Here is a 17564-nt window from a genome sequence, read left to right as displayed (position 1 = left end):
TCAGCCAAAGGCCTTGTTGGCCTCTTCCAGCTCCATCAGCACCGCCGCGTGCTGCGGATCTTCGTGAAGCTGTTTCAGCTTCTGGCGCGCCGCGAAGATCTTGTCGCGCTCGGCGGCGATCTTCTTGTCGATATCCTCCAGATCGACCCGCGACTTCGCCGTCCCGATCTGACCGCCCAGCTGCGCGATCTTGTCCTCGACCTGCTTGAGGCTGTTCGCGTTGTTCTTCACCAGGCGCTCGATCTTGACCTTCTTCTTCTCGTCCCATTCGGCGCCCAGCTGCCGTTCCAGCCGCCGCTTGCGCCCTTCAAGCTGGCCTTTCAGCAGGCTGACCTGTTCGATCTTCATCTGCACCAGCCCGTCCGATTTGCTCAGCTCCAGCTGACGGATCCGGCCCTCGGCCCCGTTGATCTGCAGGTTCAGCGCGCTGACCTCGCTGCCCAGGGCCTTGGAATAGGCCACCGTCGCCTTCTTCAGACGCGCAATGTCCTCCGCCGTGTAATTCTGATCGACCTCGTCGAAAAAGCTGCTCATCAGCACCGCGTCCAGCGTTGGCCGCTTGCTCGGGTCCGGGTCCTTCATCCGGTTCATCAGCCGCGTCAGCGACGAGACCTTGGCCACCTTGCCGTCTTCGTCCGTCTTCTGCGTCGGCCCCGGGTTCGCGCTCGAGAAACTCTCCTTGAACGTCCCCTCGCCGCGCAACGGATCCGTGACCCGGTCCAGGATTTCACCCAGCGTGAAATTGTCCGACTTCTGCGTCACCGCGCCGCCGTCGCCCTTGAGTTCGGGCGGCTCGTAGCCGGGAGTATATTCCTCCAGCCCCCGGATCGCGTCCGTGTGGGAATCGACATGCTGTGCCAGCCCGAAGTCCGCGACCTTGAAGGTGCCGTCCTCGCTGACAAAGATATTGGCTTCCTTCAGATCGTGGTGGGTCATCCCCCGCGCCTGCATCGCCTTCATGCCAGTGATGATCTCGCGCATCTGCTGCGCCATCATCGCCTGTTTCGCGCCGTCCGAAATCAGGCCCGATTTCTCGGCCGCGCCCACGGATTCGGTGTATTTTTCGGCATCGCCCGCCCCCGCCAGATCCATCACGATCAGCGGCGCCCCGTTCGGCGCCAACACCATGCCCTTCATGTCGAGCACATTGTCCGGGCAGTCGCCATCCTCGCCGCCGCTGACCGCGCGGTGATTGCTGACCTCGCTCTTCAGCGTCTGATGCTCGTCCTCGTCCATATCGGAATTGGCACTGAACCCGCGCGGCGTCTTCAGCACGACCTTGTTGCCGCTGGCGTCCTTGGCCAGATACACGGTCCCGCCGCCACCCTGGCCCAGGAACTTGATGTCGTTGAACACGACGCCGCCGATGGTGAATTCGGAAATCTTGCCGTCCTTGTCGACCTTGGCCTTGTCCGGATACTTGTCGTGCGCCGCCTGCCGCATCGCGTCGCCCGCCGCCTTGATCTTGTACCAGACCGTCGGGTCGATGGTGTCGGGCTTGTCGGGGTTGAACTGGATCCCCGCCGCCTTGGCCGCCTCGACATACCAGTCGCGCTGGCTGCGGGTGCACATGTCAAAGGCCTCGTCGGGCACGGTGCCATTGGCCAGCAGGGTGTCCAGCGCCTCCGCCACCCCCTTGCCCGCCGCCGCGCCGATCTCGTCGGGCCGCTTGCGCGTATCGGTGACGTCGATGCCAAGGTCGTCCATCATCTCGGCGGTATCAAATGGCCGGATCCGTGTGCTGGTCATGAGCGAGGTGTCCTCGGTCATCGACAGCACCGCATTGTCGGTGCGCAGCGCTTCCAGATAGGCCTGCTTGGCCTTCTGCAACCGCGCTTCCTCCAGCTTGTCCAGGTGTTTGAACTGATCCGCCAGCTTCTGCGCCGCCTGCTTGGCCTCGGGCCCGTCCAGCCGGTTGCCGGCGTCGTCGGTTGCGGCCAGCACCTCCATCGGTGGCGGGCTGGTCTTGGTCTTCAACACCTCCAGCAGGGTGTTGCGATGGCTGCGCAGCGCGGCGGTCATCTCGCTCTGCAACTCCGCGCCGCTGCCGCCCAGATGGCTCTGCCGCACCTGCTGGTCGAGGAAGGTATAGCGGGCATTGTGCATCCCCTTGACCGAATTCGGATCCTTCTTGCCCATCAGCTGGATGTTGTGCGCGATCAGCGCCAGCTGCGACGGGATCGTCGGCGTCTTGGCGAACATCGCCTTGTAGGTCTGCAACGCCTGGGTCACGTTGTCCGCCAGCGCATCCCATTCGGCCATCAGCTCCTTCTGTCGGCGCAGGTTCTCGCCGGCCAGGGTTATGATCGCCTCGCGGCTGCGTTCCGAGGCCGGATCGCGCAGCACCCGTGCCTCGTCGGTGACATCGCTGGCGCCGTCGGCAAGCATGTCGCGGATGCGCTGCTGTTCCGTCTGCAACCGCCGCACTTCGGCCTCCAGATCGTCCAGATCGCTGTTGATCGCCCCCAGGCTGATGCCGCCCTTCACCACATTTGCCGCCGCGCGGGCGCTGGTCTTGACGGACTTCAGATCGCTGTAGGCGCCTTTCAGATTGCCGCCCTCGGCCTTCTTGTTGGCCGCCTCGATCGCCTGTTTCAGCGCCACCAGCTGCGGATGCTCGGGCGGCAGGGTCTGAATCTCGGCCTGCGCCTTGTCCCGCCGCCGCCAGAATTCCTGGATCTGGGACCTCAGCGTTTTCTTCGCCAAAAAGTTCTTGGTGTCATAGCCAAGATGTTTCTGGAGAAATTGCAATTGGGCCGGAGTCAGGTCTGCCATGGATGCCTCTTGAAAACGGGGAACGAAGTGAACTGACGAATTGGCAAAGGTCTTAGCAAGATTTTTTCATCTGCCAAAAGTTTTTCGCACCTTTCCGAAAGCCGAACCTATCCCGCCAGCCGCTGCAGAAGCCGGCGCAATGTCGCCACCTCCTCCTCCGAGAGATCGCGCACCAGCGCCGCGTCATACTCCTGCGCCACCGCGCGCAGATCGCGATAGGCGGCCAGCCCGGCCGCCGTCAGTTCCAGATGCTCCGACCGCCGGTCGCTCTCGTCGCGGCTGCGCTGCAGGAACCGGCGCTCGGCCAGCTTCTGCACCGCCCGGCTGATCTTGGTCTTGTGGGTCCGCGCCCGCTGGCCGATCTCGGTCGCCGTCATTCGCCCGTAGATGCCCAGATGGAACAGCACGCGCCATTCGGTGCGCAGCATGCCGTACCGGCTCTTGTAGACCCGCTGAAACGCGAGGCTCGATTCCTCGGCCGCCTGGTTCAGCAGGTAGGGCAGGAAAAGCTGAAGATCGAAGTCGTGTTTTTTGTCCATGCGGCCTCCTTTGCGGTTGTTAGTTACAAAATCAACTATTACCTCCGCAACCAGCAAAGGGAGGAACGCCCATGAACCGACCGACTCACCCGCACCGCTTCGTGCAGGCCAGCCAGCAGACCGGCATCACCGAGGGCTACATGCCCGGCTTCGGCAACGACTTCGAAACCGAGGCGCTGCCCGGCGCGCTGCCCGAGGGCATGAACTCGCCGCAAAAGTGCAACTACGGTCTCTATGGCGAACAGCTTTCGGGCACCGCCTTCACCGCCAACCCGCCCGAACGCACCTGGACCTATCGCATCCGCCCATCGGTGAAGCATTCCGCGCGCTACCAGCGCATCGACCTGCCCTACTGGAAAAGCGCCCCCAACGTCATCGACAACGTGACCAGCCTCGGCCAGTACCGCTGGGATCCGGTGCCGCATACGGGGGAAAAGCTGACCTGGCTGACCGGCATGCGCACCATGACCACGGCGGGCGACGTCAACACCCAGATCGGGATGGCCAGCCACATCTACCTCGTCACAGAAAGCATGGTCGACGCGTATTTCTACTCGGCCGACAGCGAGCTGCTGGTGGTGCCCCAGGAAGGCCGCCTGCGCTTCTGCACCGAACTCGGCCTCATCGACCTCGCACCGCAGGAAATCGCCATCATCCCCCGCGGGCTGGTCTACCGGGTCGAGGTGCTGGAAGGCCCCTGCCGCGGTTTCGTCTGCGAGAACTACGGCCAGAAATTCGAACTGCCGGGCCGCGGCCCGATCGGCGCCAATTGCCTCGCCAACCCGCGCGACTTCAAGGCGCCGGTGGCCGCCTACGAGGACCGCGAGGTGCCCTCCACCCTCACCATCAAGTGGTGCGGCCAGTTCCACGAGACGCAGATCGGGCAGAGCCCGCTCGACGTGGTCGCCTGGCACGGCAACTACGCGCCCTACAAATACGACCTCAGCCACTACTGCCCGGTCGGCGCGATCCTCTTCGACCACCCCGACCCGTCGATCTTCACCGTGCTGACCGCGCCCAGCGGCGTGCCGGGGACTGCCAACATCGACTTCGTGCTGTTCCGCGAACGCTGGATGGTGGCCGAAAACACCTTCCGCCCGCCGTGGTATCACAAGAACATCATGTCCGAGCTGATGGGCAACATCTACGGCCAGTATGACGCCAAGCCGCAGGGCTTCGTCCCCGGCGGCATGAGCCTGCACAACATGATGCTGCCCCACGGCCCCGACCGCAACGCCTTCGAGGGGGCGTCGAACGCCGAGCTGAAGCCGCACAAGCTCGACAACACCATGTCCTTCATGTTCGAGACCCGCTTCCCGCAGCATCTCAGCGCCTTCGCCGCAACCGAAGCGCCGCTGCAGGACGACTACATCGACTGCTGGACGGATCTCCAAAAGAAGTTCGACGGCACCCCGGGGAAGAAGTGAGGTGAGCCCCGCCCTCCTCGCCTTCGGGATCGTCGTCCTGGTGCTCCTGATCGTGGTCCGCCGCCGCAACCGCCAGGACCGGCGCGGCGCGGACAGCCACCGCGAGCCCACCTCCCTAGGCGATTCCGACGGCGGCGGCGATGGCGGCGGGGATTGACCTCGGCGGCGCGGACCCGGACAAAGGGTGGCCCGATGCGTGGCGACAACCAGAGGAGACGAACCGGTGAGCGATGCAATGAAGGATCTGCTGTTCTGGATCGGCCTGTTCATCGTGCTGGGCGTCGTGCTGCGCTGGCTTCAGAAGCGCAAGCAGAACAAGGATTGAGCGGCCCCGCGCCGCAGACGGGAAAAAGACTATGCCACTGATGAAAAGCTGGGTCGCTTCGGCCAATTCCGCCGACTGCCCCTTTCCACTGAACAACCTGCCCTACGGCGTCTTCTCGACCGAAGGCGAAGATCCCCGCTGCGGCGTGGCCATCGGCGAGATGGTGCTCGACATGGCCGCCGCCGAGGAAGAGGGCCTGATCGAACTGGCCGACGAGCCGCTCTTCGACCTGCCCTTCTGGAACGTCCTGATGGAGGAAGGCCCCGCCGTCTGGGCCGCCCTGCGCGCCCGCCTGACCGCCCTGCTGGCGGAGGGCACAAAAGAGCGCGACCGGGTCGAACCGCTGCTGGTGCCGCTGGCCGAGGTGACGCTGCACATGCCCTTCATGGTCAGCGAATACACCGACTTCTACGCCGGCCGACACCACGCCACCAACGTCGGCACCATGTTCCGCGGCGCCGAAAACGCGCTGCCGCCGAACTGGCTGCACCTGCCGATCGGCTACAACGGCCGCGCCTCCTCGGTCGTCGTCTCGGGCACCCCGGTGCGCCGCCCCTGGGGCCAGCTGAAATCGGCCGACCACGCCCTGCCCGCCTTCCTGCCCTGCCGCCGCTTCGATCTCGAGCTCGAGATGGGCGCCATCGTCGGCGCCGACAGCGACGGCCCGATCACCGTGGCCGAGGCCGACGCCAATATCTTCGGATACGTCCTGCTGAACGACTGGTCGGCCCGCGACATCCAGGCCTGGGAATACCAGCCCCTCGGCCCCTTCCAGGCCAAGGCCACGGCCACCTCGATCAGCCCATGGATCGTCACCAAGGCGGCGCTCGAACCCTTCCGCACCGACACTCCGCCGCGCGAGTTCGAACTGCTCGACCACCTCAAGGACGCCGGCCCGATGCTCTACGACATCGACCTCGCGGTGACGCTCGCCCCCGAGGGCAAGCCCGCCACCACCATCGCGCGGACGAACTACAAGGAAATGTACTACTCCTCCGCCCAGCAGCTTGCCCATCACACCACCTCGGGCTGCCCGATGAACGTGGGCGACCTGCTCGGCTCGGGCACCATCTCGGGCGCAGGGAAGGAAGAACGCGGCTCCCTCCTCGAACTCAGCTGGGGCGGGAAAGAGCCGCTGACGCTGGACACCGGCGAGACCCGCAGCTTTCTCCAGGACGGCGACACGCTCACGCTGACCGGCGCGGCGCGGGGCGACGGCTATACCATCGGCTTCGGCGACTGCACCGGCACGGTGCTCCCGGCGCTCGAAAACCCCTACGCAAGATGACGACCCTCCTCTTCCTCTTGCTGCAAATATCCCGGGGAGCGCGAGGGGCAGCGCCCCTCGCTCCGGTCGGATCGCATCAGCGATCCGAAACTCCCGCGCACTGACCTGAAAGGACACCGACATGGCCAAGGCCTTCGCATCTCAGGGCGACCTGACCGAGAAGAAGATCAGCTTCACCGAGGTGGGCGAAGGTCTCTGGGCCTTCACCGCCGAGGGCGACCCGAACTCGGGCGTCATCATCGGCGACGACTCGGTGATGATCGTCGAGGCCCAGGCCACCCCGCGCCTGGCCAATATGGTCATCGAGAAGGTGCGCGAGGTGACCGACAAGCCGATCACCCATGTCGTTCTGACCCACTACCACGCCGTCCGCGTGCTGGGGGCCAGCGCCTTCGACGCGCAGCAGGTCATCATGGGCGAAAAGGCCCGCGCCATGGTCGCCGAACGCGGGCAAGAGGACTGGGACAGCGAATTCCAGCGCTTTCCACGCCTGTTCCAGGGGCATGAGAGCATCCCCGGCCTGACCTGGCCCACCACCACCTTCAACGACCGCATGACCGTCTACCTCGGCAAGCGCCGGATCGACTTGATGCACCTCGGGCGTGCCCATACGGCGGGCGATATCGTCATCCACGTCCCCGACGCCAACACCATGTTCACCGGCGACATCGTCGAATACCACTCGGCCTGCTACTGCGGCGACGGCCATTTCCACGACTGGCCCAAAACGCTCGAGGCGGTCCGCCGCTTCGACCTCGACGCCATCGCGCCGGGCCGGGGCGACGCGCTGGTCGGCAAGAAGATGGTCAACGCCGCGCTGGACGCCACCGCCGATTTCGTCGCCTCCACCTATGCCCCCGCCGCCCGCGTCGCGGTGAAGGGCGGCACCCTGAAAGACGCCTGGGACGCGGTGCGCGCCGAATGCGACCCCAAGTTCAAGGATTACGCGATCTACGAACACTGCCTGCCCTTCAACGTCGCCCGCGCCTATGACGAGGCCCAGGGCATCGACACCCCCCGCATCTGGACCGCCGAGCGCGACATCAAGATGTGGGAAGCGCTGCAGGCGTAACCGCGATGACCCTCACCCGGATCCTCATGCTGGCCATTGGCGCCGTGATCTTCGCGTCCTGGACCTTCTTGATGTTCCGGGTCCTTTTCCTTCTGCGCAAACGCGCCGAGGCCGAAAGCGGCCAGACCTTTCCCGGCCCCGGCCAGGCCCTGCGCCAGTGGGGCCGCTTCTTCCGCCACCCCGAGGACCGCATCCTGCGCCAGCGCCTGACCGGCCTGACCATGGGGATGCTGGTCTGGCTGGTCGGACTCGCCTGGATCGGAGAGTGAACGATGGCCTATGATTATACCCCCTTCCCCTATGTCTCCGCCCCCGGGCTGACCGCACCCGAACCGCGCCACCGCGTGGTCATCGTCGGCGCCGGCCCCATCGGTCTTGCCATGGCCATCGACCTCGCGCAGCGCGGGGTGCCCTCGGTCGTGCTGGACGACAACAACGTGGTCTCCGTCGGCAGCCGCGCAATCTGCTGGGCCAAGCGGACGCTGGAGATCTTCGACCGCCTCGGGGTGGGCGAGCGGATGCTGGCCAAGGGCGTCACCTGGAAGGTCGGTCGCCAGTTCCACGGCGACCGCGAAGTCTACAGTTTCGACCTGCTCCCCGAGGAAGGCCACAAGTATCCGGCCTTCATCAACCTCCAGCAATATTACGCCGAGGAATACCTCGTCGACCGCGCGCGCGAGTTTCCCGACCTGATCGACCTGCGCTTCAAGAACAAGCTCGTCCACCACGAAGACCGCTGGAACCATGTCGTCCTGACGGTGGAAACCCCCGAGGGCCCTTACACGCTCGAAACCGACTATCTCCTCGCCTGCGACGGTGCCGCCTCGCCCACGCGCAACCGGATGGACCTCGACTTCACCGGCCAGACCTTCCAGGAACAGTTCCTGATCGCCGATATCGAGATGGAGGAAAGCCCCTTCGCGCAAGGGACGCCCGAACGCTGGTTCTGGTTCGACCCGCCGTTTCACCAGGGCAAATCCGCCCTGCTGCACCAGCAGCCCGACAATATCTACCGCATCGACCTGCAACTCGACGTCGATGCTGACGGCCGGGCCGAGGCCGCCCCCGACAAGGTGATCCCCCGGATCAAGGCCATCGTCGGCGACAAGCCGTTCCGCCTCGACTGGGTGTCCGTCTACAAGTTCCGTTGCATCAAGCTCGACCGCTTTGTGCACAACCGTGTGATCTTCGTGGGCGACAGCGCCCACGTGGTCAGCCCCTTCGGCGCGCGCGGCGGCAATGGCGGCATCCAGGACGTCGACAACCTCGGCTGGAAGCTCGCCGCCGTCTTGAAGGGCGAGGCGCCCGAGGCGCTGCTTCAGACCTACCACGACGAACGGTCGCACGGCTCGGCCGAGAACATCCTCAATTCCTCCCGCGCGACCAATTTCATGACGCCGAAAACCCCCATCGAGGCGCTGTTCCGCTCCGAGGCTTTGCGCCTCGCCCACGACCAGCCCTTCGCGCGCCGCCTGCTGAACTCGGGCCGGCTCTCGGTGCCCTGCTCGCTCGAAGGCTTCCCGCTCCAGACGCCCGGCACCGGCGCTCTCGCCTCGGGCCGCGCGGTGGCCGACGCACCGCTGAACGGCCCCGAAGGCGACACCTGGCTGCTCGAACAGGTCCAGACGGGCGGCTCTACCCTCGTCGGCTTCGGCGACGTCCCCCTGCCCGAGATCGAGGGCATCGCCCGCCTCGGCATCAACCAGCGCAGCGCCGACTACCCCTGTTTCACCGCCCTCAAGGGCCTGGCCATCCGCCGCTATGGCGAGGGGCGCGCCTATCTCTTCCGGCCCGACGGCCACGTCTGCGCCAGCTTCACAACGCCCGACGCCGAGGCGATCCGTGCCGCCCGCGCCCGCGCCATGGGCGCCGAACTGGAGGTCGCGCAATGACCGTCTTCCCCGACCGCCTCGCCCCCTTCCAGGACGAATTCTACAGCGCGCTGATGGCGGCCCACGCCGGCCTGACCGAGGCGCAGAGCCACGCGCTCAACGCCCGGCTGGTCCTGCTGATGGCCAACCGCATCGGCGATCTCGATGTGCTGACCGATATCCTCACGACCGCCCGGAGTTATGACCATGGCTGAGACCGTCCTCTTCGACTACTGGCGCTCCTCCGCCGCCTACCGCATGCGCATCGCCCTGCATCTCGCAGGCATCGCCTATACCTCCGTCCCGGTCGATCTCTCCAAGGGCGAACACCGCACGCCCGACCATGTGGCGCGCAACCCGCAGGGGCTGGTCCCGGTGCTCGATATCGACGGCCACCGCTTCACCCAGTCGCTGGCCATGCTGGAGTATCTCGACGAGACGCGCGGCCTGAACCTCCTGCCCGAGGATCCCGTGACCCGCGCCCATGCCCGGGCGCTGGCCTATGCCATCGCGGTCGACCTGCACCCGGTCTGCAACCTCTCGGTCGCCACCCAGGCGCGCGAGATGGCCGGCGGCGGGCAGGACAAGATGGAATTCTGGATGCAGCGTTTCATCCGCCCCGGCCTCGTCGCCTTCGAGGGCCTGCTCGCCGGCTTCACCCAGGCGCCCTACTGCTGCGGCGATACGCCCGGCCTTGCGGATATCTGCCTGATGCCGCAGCTCTACAACGCCACCCGCTGGAGGGTGAATACGGACGACCTGCCGCGCCTCAGCGGCGTCGCCGCCGCCTGCGCCGCGCACCCGGCCTTTGCAGCGGCCCATCCCGACAAGTGGCAGCCGGCAGCCTAGGCCGCCGACAGCCGCGCCACCTCGGCCACGACCCGACGCGCCGCGGCATCCAGCCCGGCCTCATCGAACCGCTCGACACGCACGGCGCCCGCGACGGTATGCGCGTGCACCCGGCGCGAGGTGTCATAGGCCGGGTCATAATGCTGTTCCATCAGCGCCCGCGTCACCCCGGCCTTGTCGCCCTCGAAAATCAGCTTGTCCCAGGCGTCGACAACTGCATGACCCCGGAACCGCCGCAGGAAGGACAGCTTGCGGCTCATCCCTTCGGCATCCGACAGCACATCCTCATAGGCCCGCACCAAATATCCGGTGCGCGCCTCGATATCCGCCGTCACCTCGATCCGCGGCGCCTCCTTCAGCGCTTCCCAGATGCTGGGCGGCAGATTCAACCGCCCGATCTTGCTCGACTCCGCCTCCACAAGCACCGGCCGCGCCGGGTCCATCCCGCAGAGCGCCACCGCCAGCCGGGTGTCGAAGGCCTTCTGCGACGGCTGCGGCTCGGCCATCGCGCCCAGCAGCGACCCCCGGTGCGCCGCCGCGCCCTCCAGGTCCAGCACCTGCAGCCCCAACGCCCCGGCTCGCAGGAGCAGCTCGGTCTTCGCCGTCCCGGTATAGCCGTCCAGCGCGATGAACCGGTGGGGGAGCGGCGCGTCGTACAACATCCCTGCCACCAGTCGCCGATAGGTGCGATAGCCACCGGATATCGCCTCGGACCGCCAGCCGATCTGACCCAGCATCCAGGCAAAGGAGCCCGACCGCTGCCCGCCCCGCCAGCAATAGACCAGCGGCCGCCAGCCGCCATCCTTGCCGGCCAGCACCGTCTCGATGTGATGGGCCGCATTGCGGAACACCAGCGCCGCACCCAGCTTGCGCGCCAGAAACGGGCTTTCCTGCTTGTAGATCGTCCCGACCCGGGCGCGCTCCTCGTTGTCGAGCACCGGCAGGTTGATCGCGCCGGGGATGTGATCCTCGGCAAATTCGGCGGGGCTGCGCACGTCGATCACGGTGTCATATCCGTGGTCGAGCAGGGTCTTCAGAGAGGTGAATTCAAGCGCCATGCCTCCGTCATACCCCGCCCCGCGATCCGGTGGAAGCCAGCGCGGAAATCATAAGCATACTTGCCATTTTTCCGGTCTGGACGCAGGATATGGCCCATGGAAATACACCACATGCCGGGGCACCTCGTCCGGCGCCTCAACCAGATTTCGACCGGTCTGTTCATGGACCGCATGGCCGCGGCCGGACTGAGCCTGACACCGGTCCAGTTCGCCGCGCTGAACGCGCTGACGGAACACCCCGGTATCGACCAGGCCACCCTGGCCGGTCTTGTCGCCTACGACCGTGCGACGCTGGGCAAGGTGATCGACCGTCTGGAAGAACGCGGCGCGGTCCGCCGCGACGTCTCGCAGGCCGACCGTCGCGCAAAGGTATTGAACCTGACCGACGAGGGCTGGACCCTCTACCGCACCGCCCTGCCCCATGTGCAGGCCGTGCAGCCCCAGATCCTCGGCGGGCTCAGCGACAGCGAGCGCGCGCAGTTCCTGGACCTGCTGGACAAGGTCACGATGGCCGGCAATGCGCTCAGCCGCGCCCCTCTGCGTCCAGTGGAGGACTGACCTCAGTCCTCCTCGAAGGGCTCGATCAAATCCTCGCCCGAGGCGCGGTTGGAATTGACCCGGGTCGAAACGCGATACCACTCCAGCACGCCTTCGCGCCCCGGCTGCATCAGCCGCGCCGCGCCGGTGCCCTCTTCGCCCAGCCACAGCGCCACCTCGTCGGGTTCCAGGATCAGCGGCATCCGGTGGTGCAGCACCGAAACCTCCTCATTCGCCCCCGTGGTGACAATCGCGCAGGTATCCTGCGGCGCCTCGCGGCCCCAGCTCTGCCACAGACCGGCAAAGGCCACCGGCGCGCCGTCACGCCGCCGGAAATACCAGGGCAGCCGGTTGCCCGCCTCGTCCTTGGTCCATTCAAAGAACCCCGTAGCCAGGATCAGGCACCGCCGCTCGCGGCAGGCCGCCTTGAACGCCGGTTTCTCGGCCACCGTCTCGGCCCGCGCATTGATCAGCAGCGGCCCGCCATTCTCTTCCTTGTACCAATGCGGAATGAACCCCCAGCGCATCCCCACCAACTGCCGCCCCGTCGCGCCCAACCGCACCACATGTACGCGGTTCGTCGGGCAGACGTTGAAATTCGGCACGACCGGCAGATCGTTTGCCGGCTGCGCCTTGAACAGCTGCGCCATCGCATCGGGGGGCAGGGTAACCGCAAATCGTCCGCACATGCCGGCAATCTAGACGGCATGCGCGCGAATGCAATCCACCCCTCAGGCGGCCTGCATCATCGCATCCACCAAGCGCTCGGCGAGGTCAGGAAAAAAGTGGCTGACATCCCAGAGGATGGAACCCGCGCCTCCATCCGCGCAGGCGCCGCTCAGCCCTGCGCCAGCACGCGCGCCCGCCGGGCCAGCGCCCCGGCAGGCCACAGGCTGTCACGGTCATAGAACTGCGCAAAGGCCGGCACGCCGTCGGGCAGGCTGACCCAGGGCTGCTTGCTTTCGGTGAAGATATGCACATCCGGCGGACAGGCATCCGGATCGGCCAGCGTGCCTACGCGGACAAAGGCAAACTTCGGCCCCGCCCCCGGATAGTGGCTCCACAGCGCCACGTGACAGGTCGGACAGCGGTGAATGCGCTGTCCCCGTCCACTCTCGCTCGGGGTCAGCACCTCTACGGTCCGCCCCTCGGTCAGTTCCACCTTCGCCGTCTCGATCATCGCATTCAGCACGAAGGCCGAGCCGGTCTCGCGCTGGCACCAGCGGCAATGGCAGCAATGCACGAACAGTGGGCTGTCGTTCAGACGATAGGCCGTCGCGCCACAGGCGCATCTTCCATTCATGACAGACGCTCCAACTGGACTCGCCGCACGATCATCCTACCGGAAAGCCGCGCGTCAAGCCCCCTGCAGAACGGGCTGTCCCGGCCAGGAGCCCTGCACCTCGTCGACCAGGGCACCGGTGTCGAAGGGCTTCTGCCAGCATTTGGCGCCAGACAACTCTGGCGGCAAGGCGTCGTCCTTGTCGTCAACGATGAACAGGCCGACCGGAATGCCCTGCTCCCGCGCCGGCTGAGCCAGCGCCACAAGGTCCTGCCAGCCGATATCCTGATCCAGCAGCACGTAGGAACAATTCCGGAAAGCGCTGGGCAGATCGCCGCTTGTCGCACCGGCCCGGATGTTCAGCACGTCGAACCCGGCCTCGCCAAAGGCCGCCTCCACATCCATCGCCACGACGGCGTCGTGAATGCACGTAATTATTCTGGGTCTTTGCAAACCGTGTAGTGTCATCTCTGCAGGTCGCCTGTGTCGAGAGTAAGGGTGGGCCGCCAGAGAGGCCCATCCGGGTAGAACTCGGAGTCGGGACCTTGTTCGCATCTGACACATTATTGGCAGCGCGGGTGAGATGCAACGATTTTTCATAATTTATCAATATAAATCAGATACATAAAGACCTACTTGTACTCATCACCAGTGATATGGGGGAATGCGTAATACCGGGAACCGGCACACAACACGCAAGTTACCCTCATGCCACTTAAACGTATTTGTGTGAAATTGAGACCTACAGTATTATGAGCAGAAAGGATGCGGAGCCCGGATGGACGACATGCAGGATGACCAGGCGAAACGGTCAGACCGACTTCAGATCATGCTGACACCGGAAGAAATCCAGGCGCTGGACGACTGGCGGTTCGAGGCCCGGATGCCCAGCCGCTCGGCCGCTGTCCGCGAACTCCTGCGCCGCGGGCTCGAGGCCGAAGGCTATTTCAGCCGCGCCGAAGGCGCCCCCTCGGGCAGCTTTGGCGTGCTCAAGCCCAAGGACTGACGCGCGGGAAACAGGGGCGCGCCGCCCGGCACGCCCCCAGATCGCTTACTTCCGGACGATCCGCCCGTCGGTATAGGGCTTGTATGGCCCGTTCTGCGCCAGAAACTCGGCCGTCACATCCGCCAGATCCGGCCCGAAGTCATAGACGTTCTCGGCATTGATGAACATCTTGTAACCGTCGCCGCCCTTGCGGACATAGTCGTTGGACACAACGCCGTAGACCTTGTCCATCACCAGCGGCGCGCCTGCGACCATCACGTCGCTGACCCGGCTGCCGGCCGGCTGGCTCGGGTCGAAGGCATAGGTCAGCCCCGCCACCTGCGCGAAACGGCCGGCGCCCTCCTCGACCTGGCTGACGCCGTTCTCCAATGCTTCCTTCACGACCGCACCCTTGACCTGAAAGGTCGACAGCGTGTTCTGGAACGGCAGCACCGTCAGCACCTCGCCCATGGTCACCGGCCCCGCGTCGATGCTGGCGCGCAGGCCGCCGCCATTGGCGATGGCGATCTGGATGCCCTGGTCCTTCACCCGCGCCAGCATGGCGTCGGCCACCAGATTGCCCATCGCGCATTCCACCTGCCGGCAATTGTCCTTTGACCCGTCGATCGCTTCGGCGGTCTCGGCCACCACCTTGTTGCGGATCTCGTCCAGCGGCTTGGCCGCCTCGGCGATCCGCGCCACGGTGGCCTCGTCCTGCGCCACGGCGCCATCCATGATGATCGGCGCGCCCTTGGCCTCGGTGATGTTGCCCGCGTCGTCGAAGGTCACGTTCAGCTCGCCCAGGAACTTGCCATAGGCATAGGCGCTGACGATGGCGGTGTTGTTCACCATCGTCGGATAAGGACCGGCCGCCCCCTCCATGCTGCCAAGCAGCGTGTTCGAATGCCCGCCCACGATCACATCGACGCCCGTGGTCCCGGCAGCGACGCGCTGGTCGACACCGTATCCCGAATGGCTCAGCACGATGATCTTGTTGACCCCCTCGGCGGTCAACGCGTCCACCTCGTGCTGCACGGCGTCCACCGGATCCGTGAAGATGACGTTCGGCCCCGGGCTCGCCAGCTCATCCGTGTCCTGCGGCGTCAGGCCGATCAGGCCGATCTTCTCGCCGCCCTTCTCGATGATGGTGGATTTCTTCAATACGTCCTTCAGCAGCTCTTCCCGGCTGACATCCGCGTTCGACATCAGCACCGGAAAACTCACCGCATCCATGAAGCCGCGCAGCACCTCGGGGCCATCGTCGAACTCGTGGTTGCCCACGGTCATCGCGTCATAGCCCATCTTGTTCATCATCTCGGCGGCCAGCTTGCCCTTGTAATAGGTATAGAACAGCGTGCCCTGAAACTGGTCGCCGCCGTCCACGAGGATCGAATTGTTGCTGCGCTGCCTCGCCTCGGCAATCGCCGTCACCAGCCGCGCCGAGCCGCCAAAGCACTTGCCCTCGGCGGCATCCTTCTCGCCGCAAGTGCTGTCGTATTTGCTGATCGGCTCGAACCGCGCGTGAAAGTCGTTGGTGTGCAGAATGGTCAGCGTGTAATCCGCCGCAGCGGTGCCGGCGCTCAGGCCCAGCACGGCGACGGTCGAGAGGAATCGGGTCAGCATGGCAGCTCTCCTGTTAGTGTTTGCCCGGATGGTGCGACGGCCCGGCCCCGCTTGTCAAAGGATAGCGCACCCGGCCCGCGCGCCGCAGCCGGGGCTTGCGAAAGACCGCCGCCCGGGGCATCAGAACGCCCATGCTGATCTACAAGATATTCCGCGCCTCCGAATGGGCCGCGCTCCAGTCCGCCGGCGAAACCGCCGGCGCGCCGGTCGATCTGGCCGATGGCTTCGTGCATTTCTCCACCGCCGCCCAGGCGCGCGAGACGGCGGCGAAACACTTCGCCGGCGAAGACGGGCTGATGCTGCTGGCGGTGGAGGCCGATCCGCTGGGCGACGCGCTGAAATGGGAGGTCTCGCGCGGCGGCGCGCTGTTCCCGCATCTCTACCGTCCCCTGCGGATGGCCGACGTGCTCTGGTCCCGCCCGCTGCCGCTGGTCGACGGCACCCACGCCTTTCCGGATGACATGGCATGAGCCTGACCGAAACGCTCGGCCTCGCCGCGCTCCGCCGCATCGACCCCGAAACCGCCCATGGTCTGGCGCTGAAGGCACTGCGTGCGGGGCTCGTACCCCTGCCCGGCACCGTGACCTCGCCCCGCCTGAGAACCCGCCTCGCCGGGCTGGATCTCGCCAACCCGGTCGGGCTGGCGGCGGGCTTCGACAAGAACGCCGTCGCGCTGCATCCCCTGGCCCGCGCCGGCTTCGGCTTCATCGAGGTCGGCGCCGCCACGCCGCGCCCGCAGGACGGCAACCCCCGTCCGCGCCTGTTCCGTCTGACCGAGGACCGCGCGGTCATCAACCGCTTCGGCTTCAACAACGAGGGGATGGAGGCCATCGCCGCCCGCCTCGCACGGCGCCCGAAGGACGCGGTGATCGGCCTGAACCTCGGCGCCAACAAGGACAGCGCCGACCGCGCGCAGGACTTCGTGCAGGTGCTTCAGGCAACAGCGGCCCATCTCGACTTCGCCACCGTCAACGTCTCCTCGCCCAATACGGAAAAGCTGCGCGACCTGCAGGGCAAGGCAGCCCTGACCGCCCTGCTGCGCGGCGTCATGGCCGCGCGCGACGCCCTGCCCCGGCCGATTCCGGTGTTCCTCAAGATCGCCCCCGATCTCGACCCCGCCGCGCTCGCCGATGTGGCCGAGGCCGCCGCCGACACGCAGGTCGATGCGATCATCGCCACCAATACCACGCTCAACCGCGACGGTCTGACCTCGACCCACCGGGGCGAGGCCGGCGGCCTTTCCGGCGCACCCCTGTTCGACCGCTCGACCCGCATCCTGGCCCGGCTTGCCGCAATCACCGAAGGCAGGATCCCGCTGGTCGGCGTCGGCGGCATCGGCTCGGCCGAAGACGCCTATGCCAAGATCACTGCCGGCGCCTCGGCAGTCCAGCTCTACTCGGCGCTGGTCTACGAGGGGCTCAGCCTCGCCGCCCGCATCGCGCGCGGCCTCGACCAGCTGCTTGCCCGCGACGGCTTCGCCACCGTGGCCGAGGCGGTCGGCACCCGAACGAAGGACTGGACATGATCGACTACTGGCACAACCCGCGCTGCTCGAAATCCCGCGAGGGCCTTGCCCTGCTCGAAATTAAAGGCGCAGACCTCCGCGTCCGCCGCTATCTCGAAGACGCGCCCACCCGCGCCGAACTCGCCGCCGCCTGGGAAGCGCTCGGCAAGCCGCCGGTCGCCGAGATGATGCGCACCAAGGACGCCGCCTTCCGCGAAGCTGGCCTGGCGGGGAAGGACGACGCCGCCCTGCTCGACGCGATGGCCGCCAACCCGGCGCTGATCGAACGCCCGCTTGCCATCAGCGGCACCCGCGCCGTGATCGGCCGCCCGCCCGAACGCCTGCTCGACCTGCTCTGACGCGCCCCCTGCGGCTTCTTCTCTTTCCAAATACTCAAGGCGCGGCGCCGCCGCATGACCGCCCGCGGGG

Annotated in this window: 20 protein-coding genes; 13 read left to right on the top strand and 7 right to left on the bottom strand. The window is 66.2% G+C overall.

The window, feature by feature from the left end; translation table 11 throughout:
- Both ACFO5X_RS22210 and ACFO5X_RS22205 read right to left on the bottom strand, forming a co-directional pair.
- Positions 1–2775 (bottom strand): protein kinase domain-containing protein, encoded by a 2775-nt coding sequence (locus ACFO5X_RS22210; protein ID WP_380721634.1) that lies wholly within the window; start codon positions 2773–2775, stop codon positions 1–3.
- 107 nt (positions 2776–2882) lie between these two features.
- On the bottom strand, positions 2883–3314 hold the full coding sequence (locus tag ACFO5X_RS22205; RefSeq protein ID WP_380721631.1) for a MarR family winged helix-turn-helix transcriptional regulator: 432 nt from the start codon (positions 3312–3314) through the stop codon (positions 2883–2885).
- Between the two features lie 71 nt (positions 3315–3385).
- Here ACFO5X_RS22205 and hmgA point away from each other — a divergent pair, with 71 nt between their 5' ends.
- From hmgA to maiA, 8 genes are all read left to right on the top strand, one after another.
- A complete protein-coding gene (gene hmgA / locus ACFO5X_RS22200) occupies positions 3386–4741 on the top strand; it encodes a homogentisate 1,2-dioxygenase (protein ID WP_380721628.1) in 1356 nt (451 codons plus the stop codon).
- 1 nt (position 4742) lies between these two features.
- Positions 4743–4898: a hypothetical protein gene (locus ACFO5X_RS22195; RefSeq protein WP_380721625.1), complete on the top strand. Its 156-nt coding sequence runs from the start codon at positions 4743–4745 to the stop codon at positions 4896–4898.
- Between the two features lie 199 nt (positions 4899–5097).
- Entirely contained in the window at positions 5098–6354 is a 1257-nt protein-coding gene (gene fahA, locus ACFO5X_RS22190) for a fumarylacetoacetase (protein WP_380721623.1), read from the top strand.
- A 121-nt stretch (positions 6355–6475) separates the two neighbouring features.
- Positions 6476–7426, top strand: a complete 951-nt coding sequence (locus ACFO5X_RS22185) for an MBL fold metallo-hydrolase (RefSeq protein ID WP_380721620.1) — start codon at positions 6476–6478, stop codon at positions 7424–7426.
- Positions 7427–7431: 5 nt separating this feature from the next.
- Positions 7432–7695 (top strand): hypothetical protein, encoded by a 264-nt coding sequence (locus tag ACFO5X_RS22180; RefSeq protein ID WP_380721617.1) that lies wholly within the window; start codon positions 7432–7434, stop codon positions 7693–7695.
- A 3-nt stretch (positions 7696–7698) separates the two neighbouring features.
- Positions 7699–9318: an FAD-dependent oxidoreductase gene (locus ACFO5X_RS22175; protein ID WP_380721614.1), complete on the top strand. Its 1620-nt coding sequence runs from the start codon at positions 7699–7701 to the stop codon at positions 9316–9318.
- Positions 9315–9512, top strand: coding sequence for a DUF2783 domain-containing protein (locus tag ACFO5X_RS22170; protein WP_380721611.1), 198 nt, complete (start codon positions 9315–9317; stop codon positions 9510–9512). The genes ACFO5X_RS22175 and ACFO5X_RS22170 overlap by 4 nt, the downstream gene beginning before the upstream one ends.
- Complete coding sequence (maiA, locus tag ACFO5X_RS22165; protein WP_380721608.1) at positions 9505–10146, top strand: maleylacetoacetate isomerase; 642 nt, start codon at positions 9505–9507, stop codon at positions 10144–10146. Before ACFO5X_RS22170 ends, maiA begins: the two co-directional genes overlap by 8 nt.
- Here maiA and mnmH read toward each other — a convergent pair.
- Entirely contained in the window at positions 10143–11204 is a 1062-nt protein-coding gene (mnmH, locus tag ACFO5X_RS22160) for a tRNA 2-selenouridine(34) synthase MnmH (protein ID WP_380721605.1), read from the bottom strand. The genes maiA and mnmH overlap by 4 nt on opposite strands.
- 96 nt (positions 11205–11300) lie before the next feature.
- Between mnmH and ACFO5X_RS22155 the strand changes: the two genes are divergently transcribed.
- Positions 11301–11762: a MarR family winged helix-turn-helix transcriptional regulator gene (locus ACFO5X_RS22155; protein ID WP_380721602.1), complete on the top strand. Its 462-nt coding sequence runs from the start codon at positions 11301–11303 to the stop codon at positions 11760–11762.
- A 2-nt stretch (positions 11763–11764) separates the two neighbouring features.
- Here ACFO5X_RS22155 and ACFO5X_RS22150 read toward each other — a convergent pair whose 3' ends face one another.
- From ACFO5X_RS22150 to ACFO5X_RS22140, 3 genes are all read right to left on the bottom strand, one after another.
- Positions 11765–12430, bottom strand: coding sequence for an SOS response-associated peptidase (locus ACFO5X_RS22150; protein ID WP_380721599.1), 666 nt, complete (start codon positions 12428–12430; stop codon positions 11765–11767).
- Between the two features lie 149 nt (positions 12431–12579).
- A complete protein-coding gene (locus ACFO5X_RS22145; protein ID WP_380721592.1) occupies positions 12580–13044 on the bottom strand; it encodes a GFA family protein in 465 nt (154 codons plus the stop codon).
- Between the two features lie 54 nt (positions 13045–13098).
- Positions 13099–13434, bottom strand: coding sequence for a hypothetical protein (locus ACFO5X_RS22140; protein ID WP_380721589.1), 336 nt, complete (start codon positions 13432–13434; stop codon positions 13099–13101).
- Positions 13435–13801: 367 nt separating this feature from the next.
- On the opposite strand from ACFO5X_RS22140, the gene ACFO5X_RS22135 reads away from it, so the two are divergent.
- Positions 13802–14029 (top strand): hypothetical protein, encoded by a 228-nt coding sequence (locus ACFO5X_RS22135; RefSeq protein WP_380721586.1) that lies wholly within the window; start codon positions 13802–13804, stop codon positions 14027–14029.
- A 45-nt stretch (positions 14030–14074) separates the two neighbouring features.
- Here ACFO5X_RS22135 and ACFO5X_RS22130 read toward each other — a convergent pair whose 3' ends face one another.
- The gene (locus ACFO5X_RS22130) at positions 14075–15631 is read right to left on the bottom strand and encodes a bifunctional metallophosphatase/5'-nucleotidase (protein WP_380721583.1); all 1557 of its coding nucleotides are present in this window, start codon (positions 15629–15631) and stop codon (positions 14075–14077) included.
- Between the two features lie 131 nt (positions 15632–15762).
- Here ACFO5X_RS22130 and ACFO5X_RS22125 point away from each other — a divergent pair, with 131 nt between their 5' ends.
- Genes ACFO5X_RS22125 through arsC form a run of 3 tightly spaced genes read left to right on the top strand, consistent with a single transcriptional unit; the run spans position 15763 to position 17494 of the window.
- The gene (locus ACFO5X_RS22125; protein WP_380721580.1) at positions 15763–16101 is read left to right on the top strand and encodes a DUF952 domain-containing protein; all 339 of its coding nucleotides are present in this window, start codon (positions 15763–15765) and stop codon (positions 16099–16101) included.
- Positions 16098–17156: a quinone-dependent dihydroorotate dehydrogenase gene (locus ACFO5X_RS22120; RefSeq protein WP_380721577.1), complete on the top strand. Its 1059-nt coding sequence runs from the start codon at positions 16098–16100 to the stop codon at positions 17154–17156. The genes ACFO5X_RS22125 and ACFO5X_RS22120 overlap by 4 nt, the downstream gene beginning before the upstream one ends.
- Positions 17153–17494, top strand: a complete 342-nt coding sequence (gene arsC / locus ACFO5X_RS22115) for an arsenate reductase (glutaredoxin) (RefSeq protein WP_380721574.1) — start codon at positions 17153–17155, stop codon at positions 17492–17494. The genes ACFO5X_RS22120 and arsC overlap by 4 nt, the downstream gene beginning before the upstream one ends.
- Positions 17495–17564 lie beyond the last annotated feature (70 nt).

Origin of the sequence: Seohaeicola nanhaiensis (assembly GCF_042654245.1) — a bacterium.
Classification (GTDB): Bacteria; Pseudomonadota; Alphaproteobacteria; order Rhodobacterales; family Rhodobacteraceae; genus Seohaeicola_A; species Seohaeicola_A nanhaiensis.
Note: the sequence above shows the minus strand (reverse complement) of the source record. Positions and strands in the feature narration are given on the sequence as shown.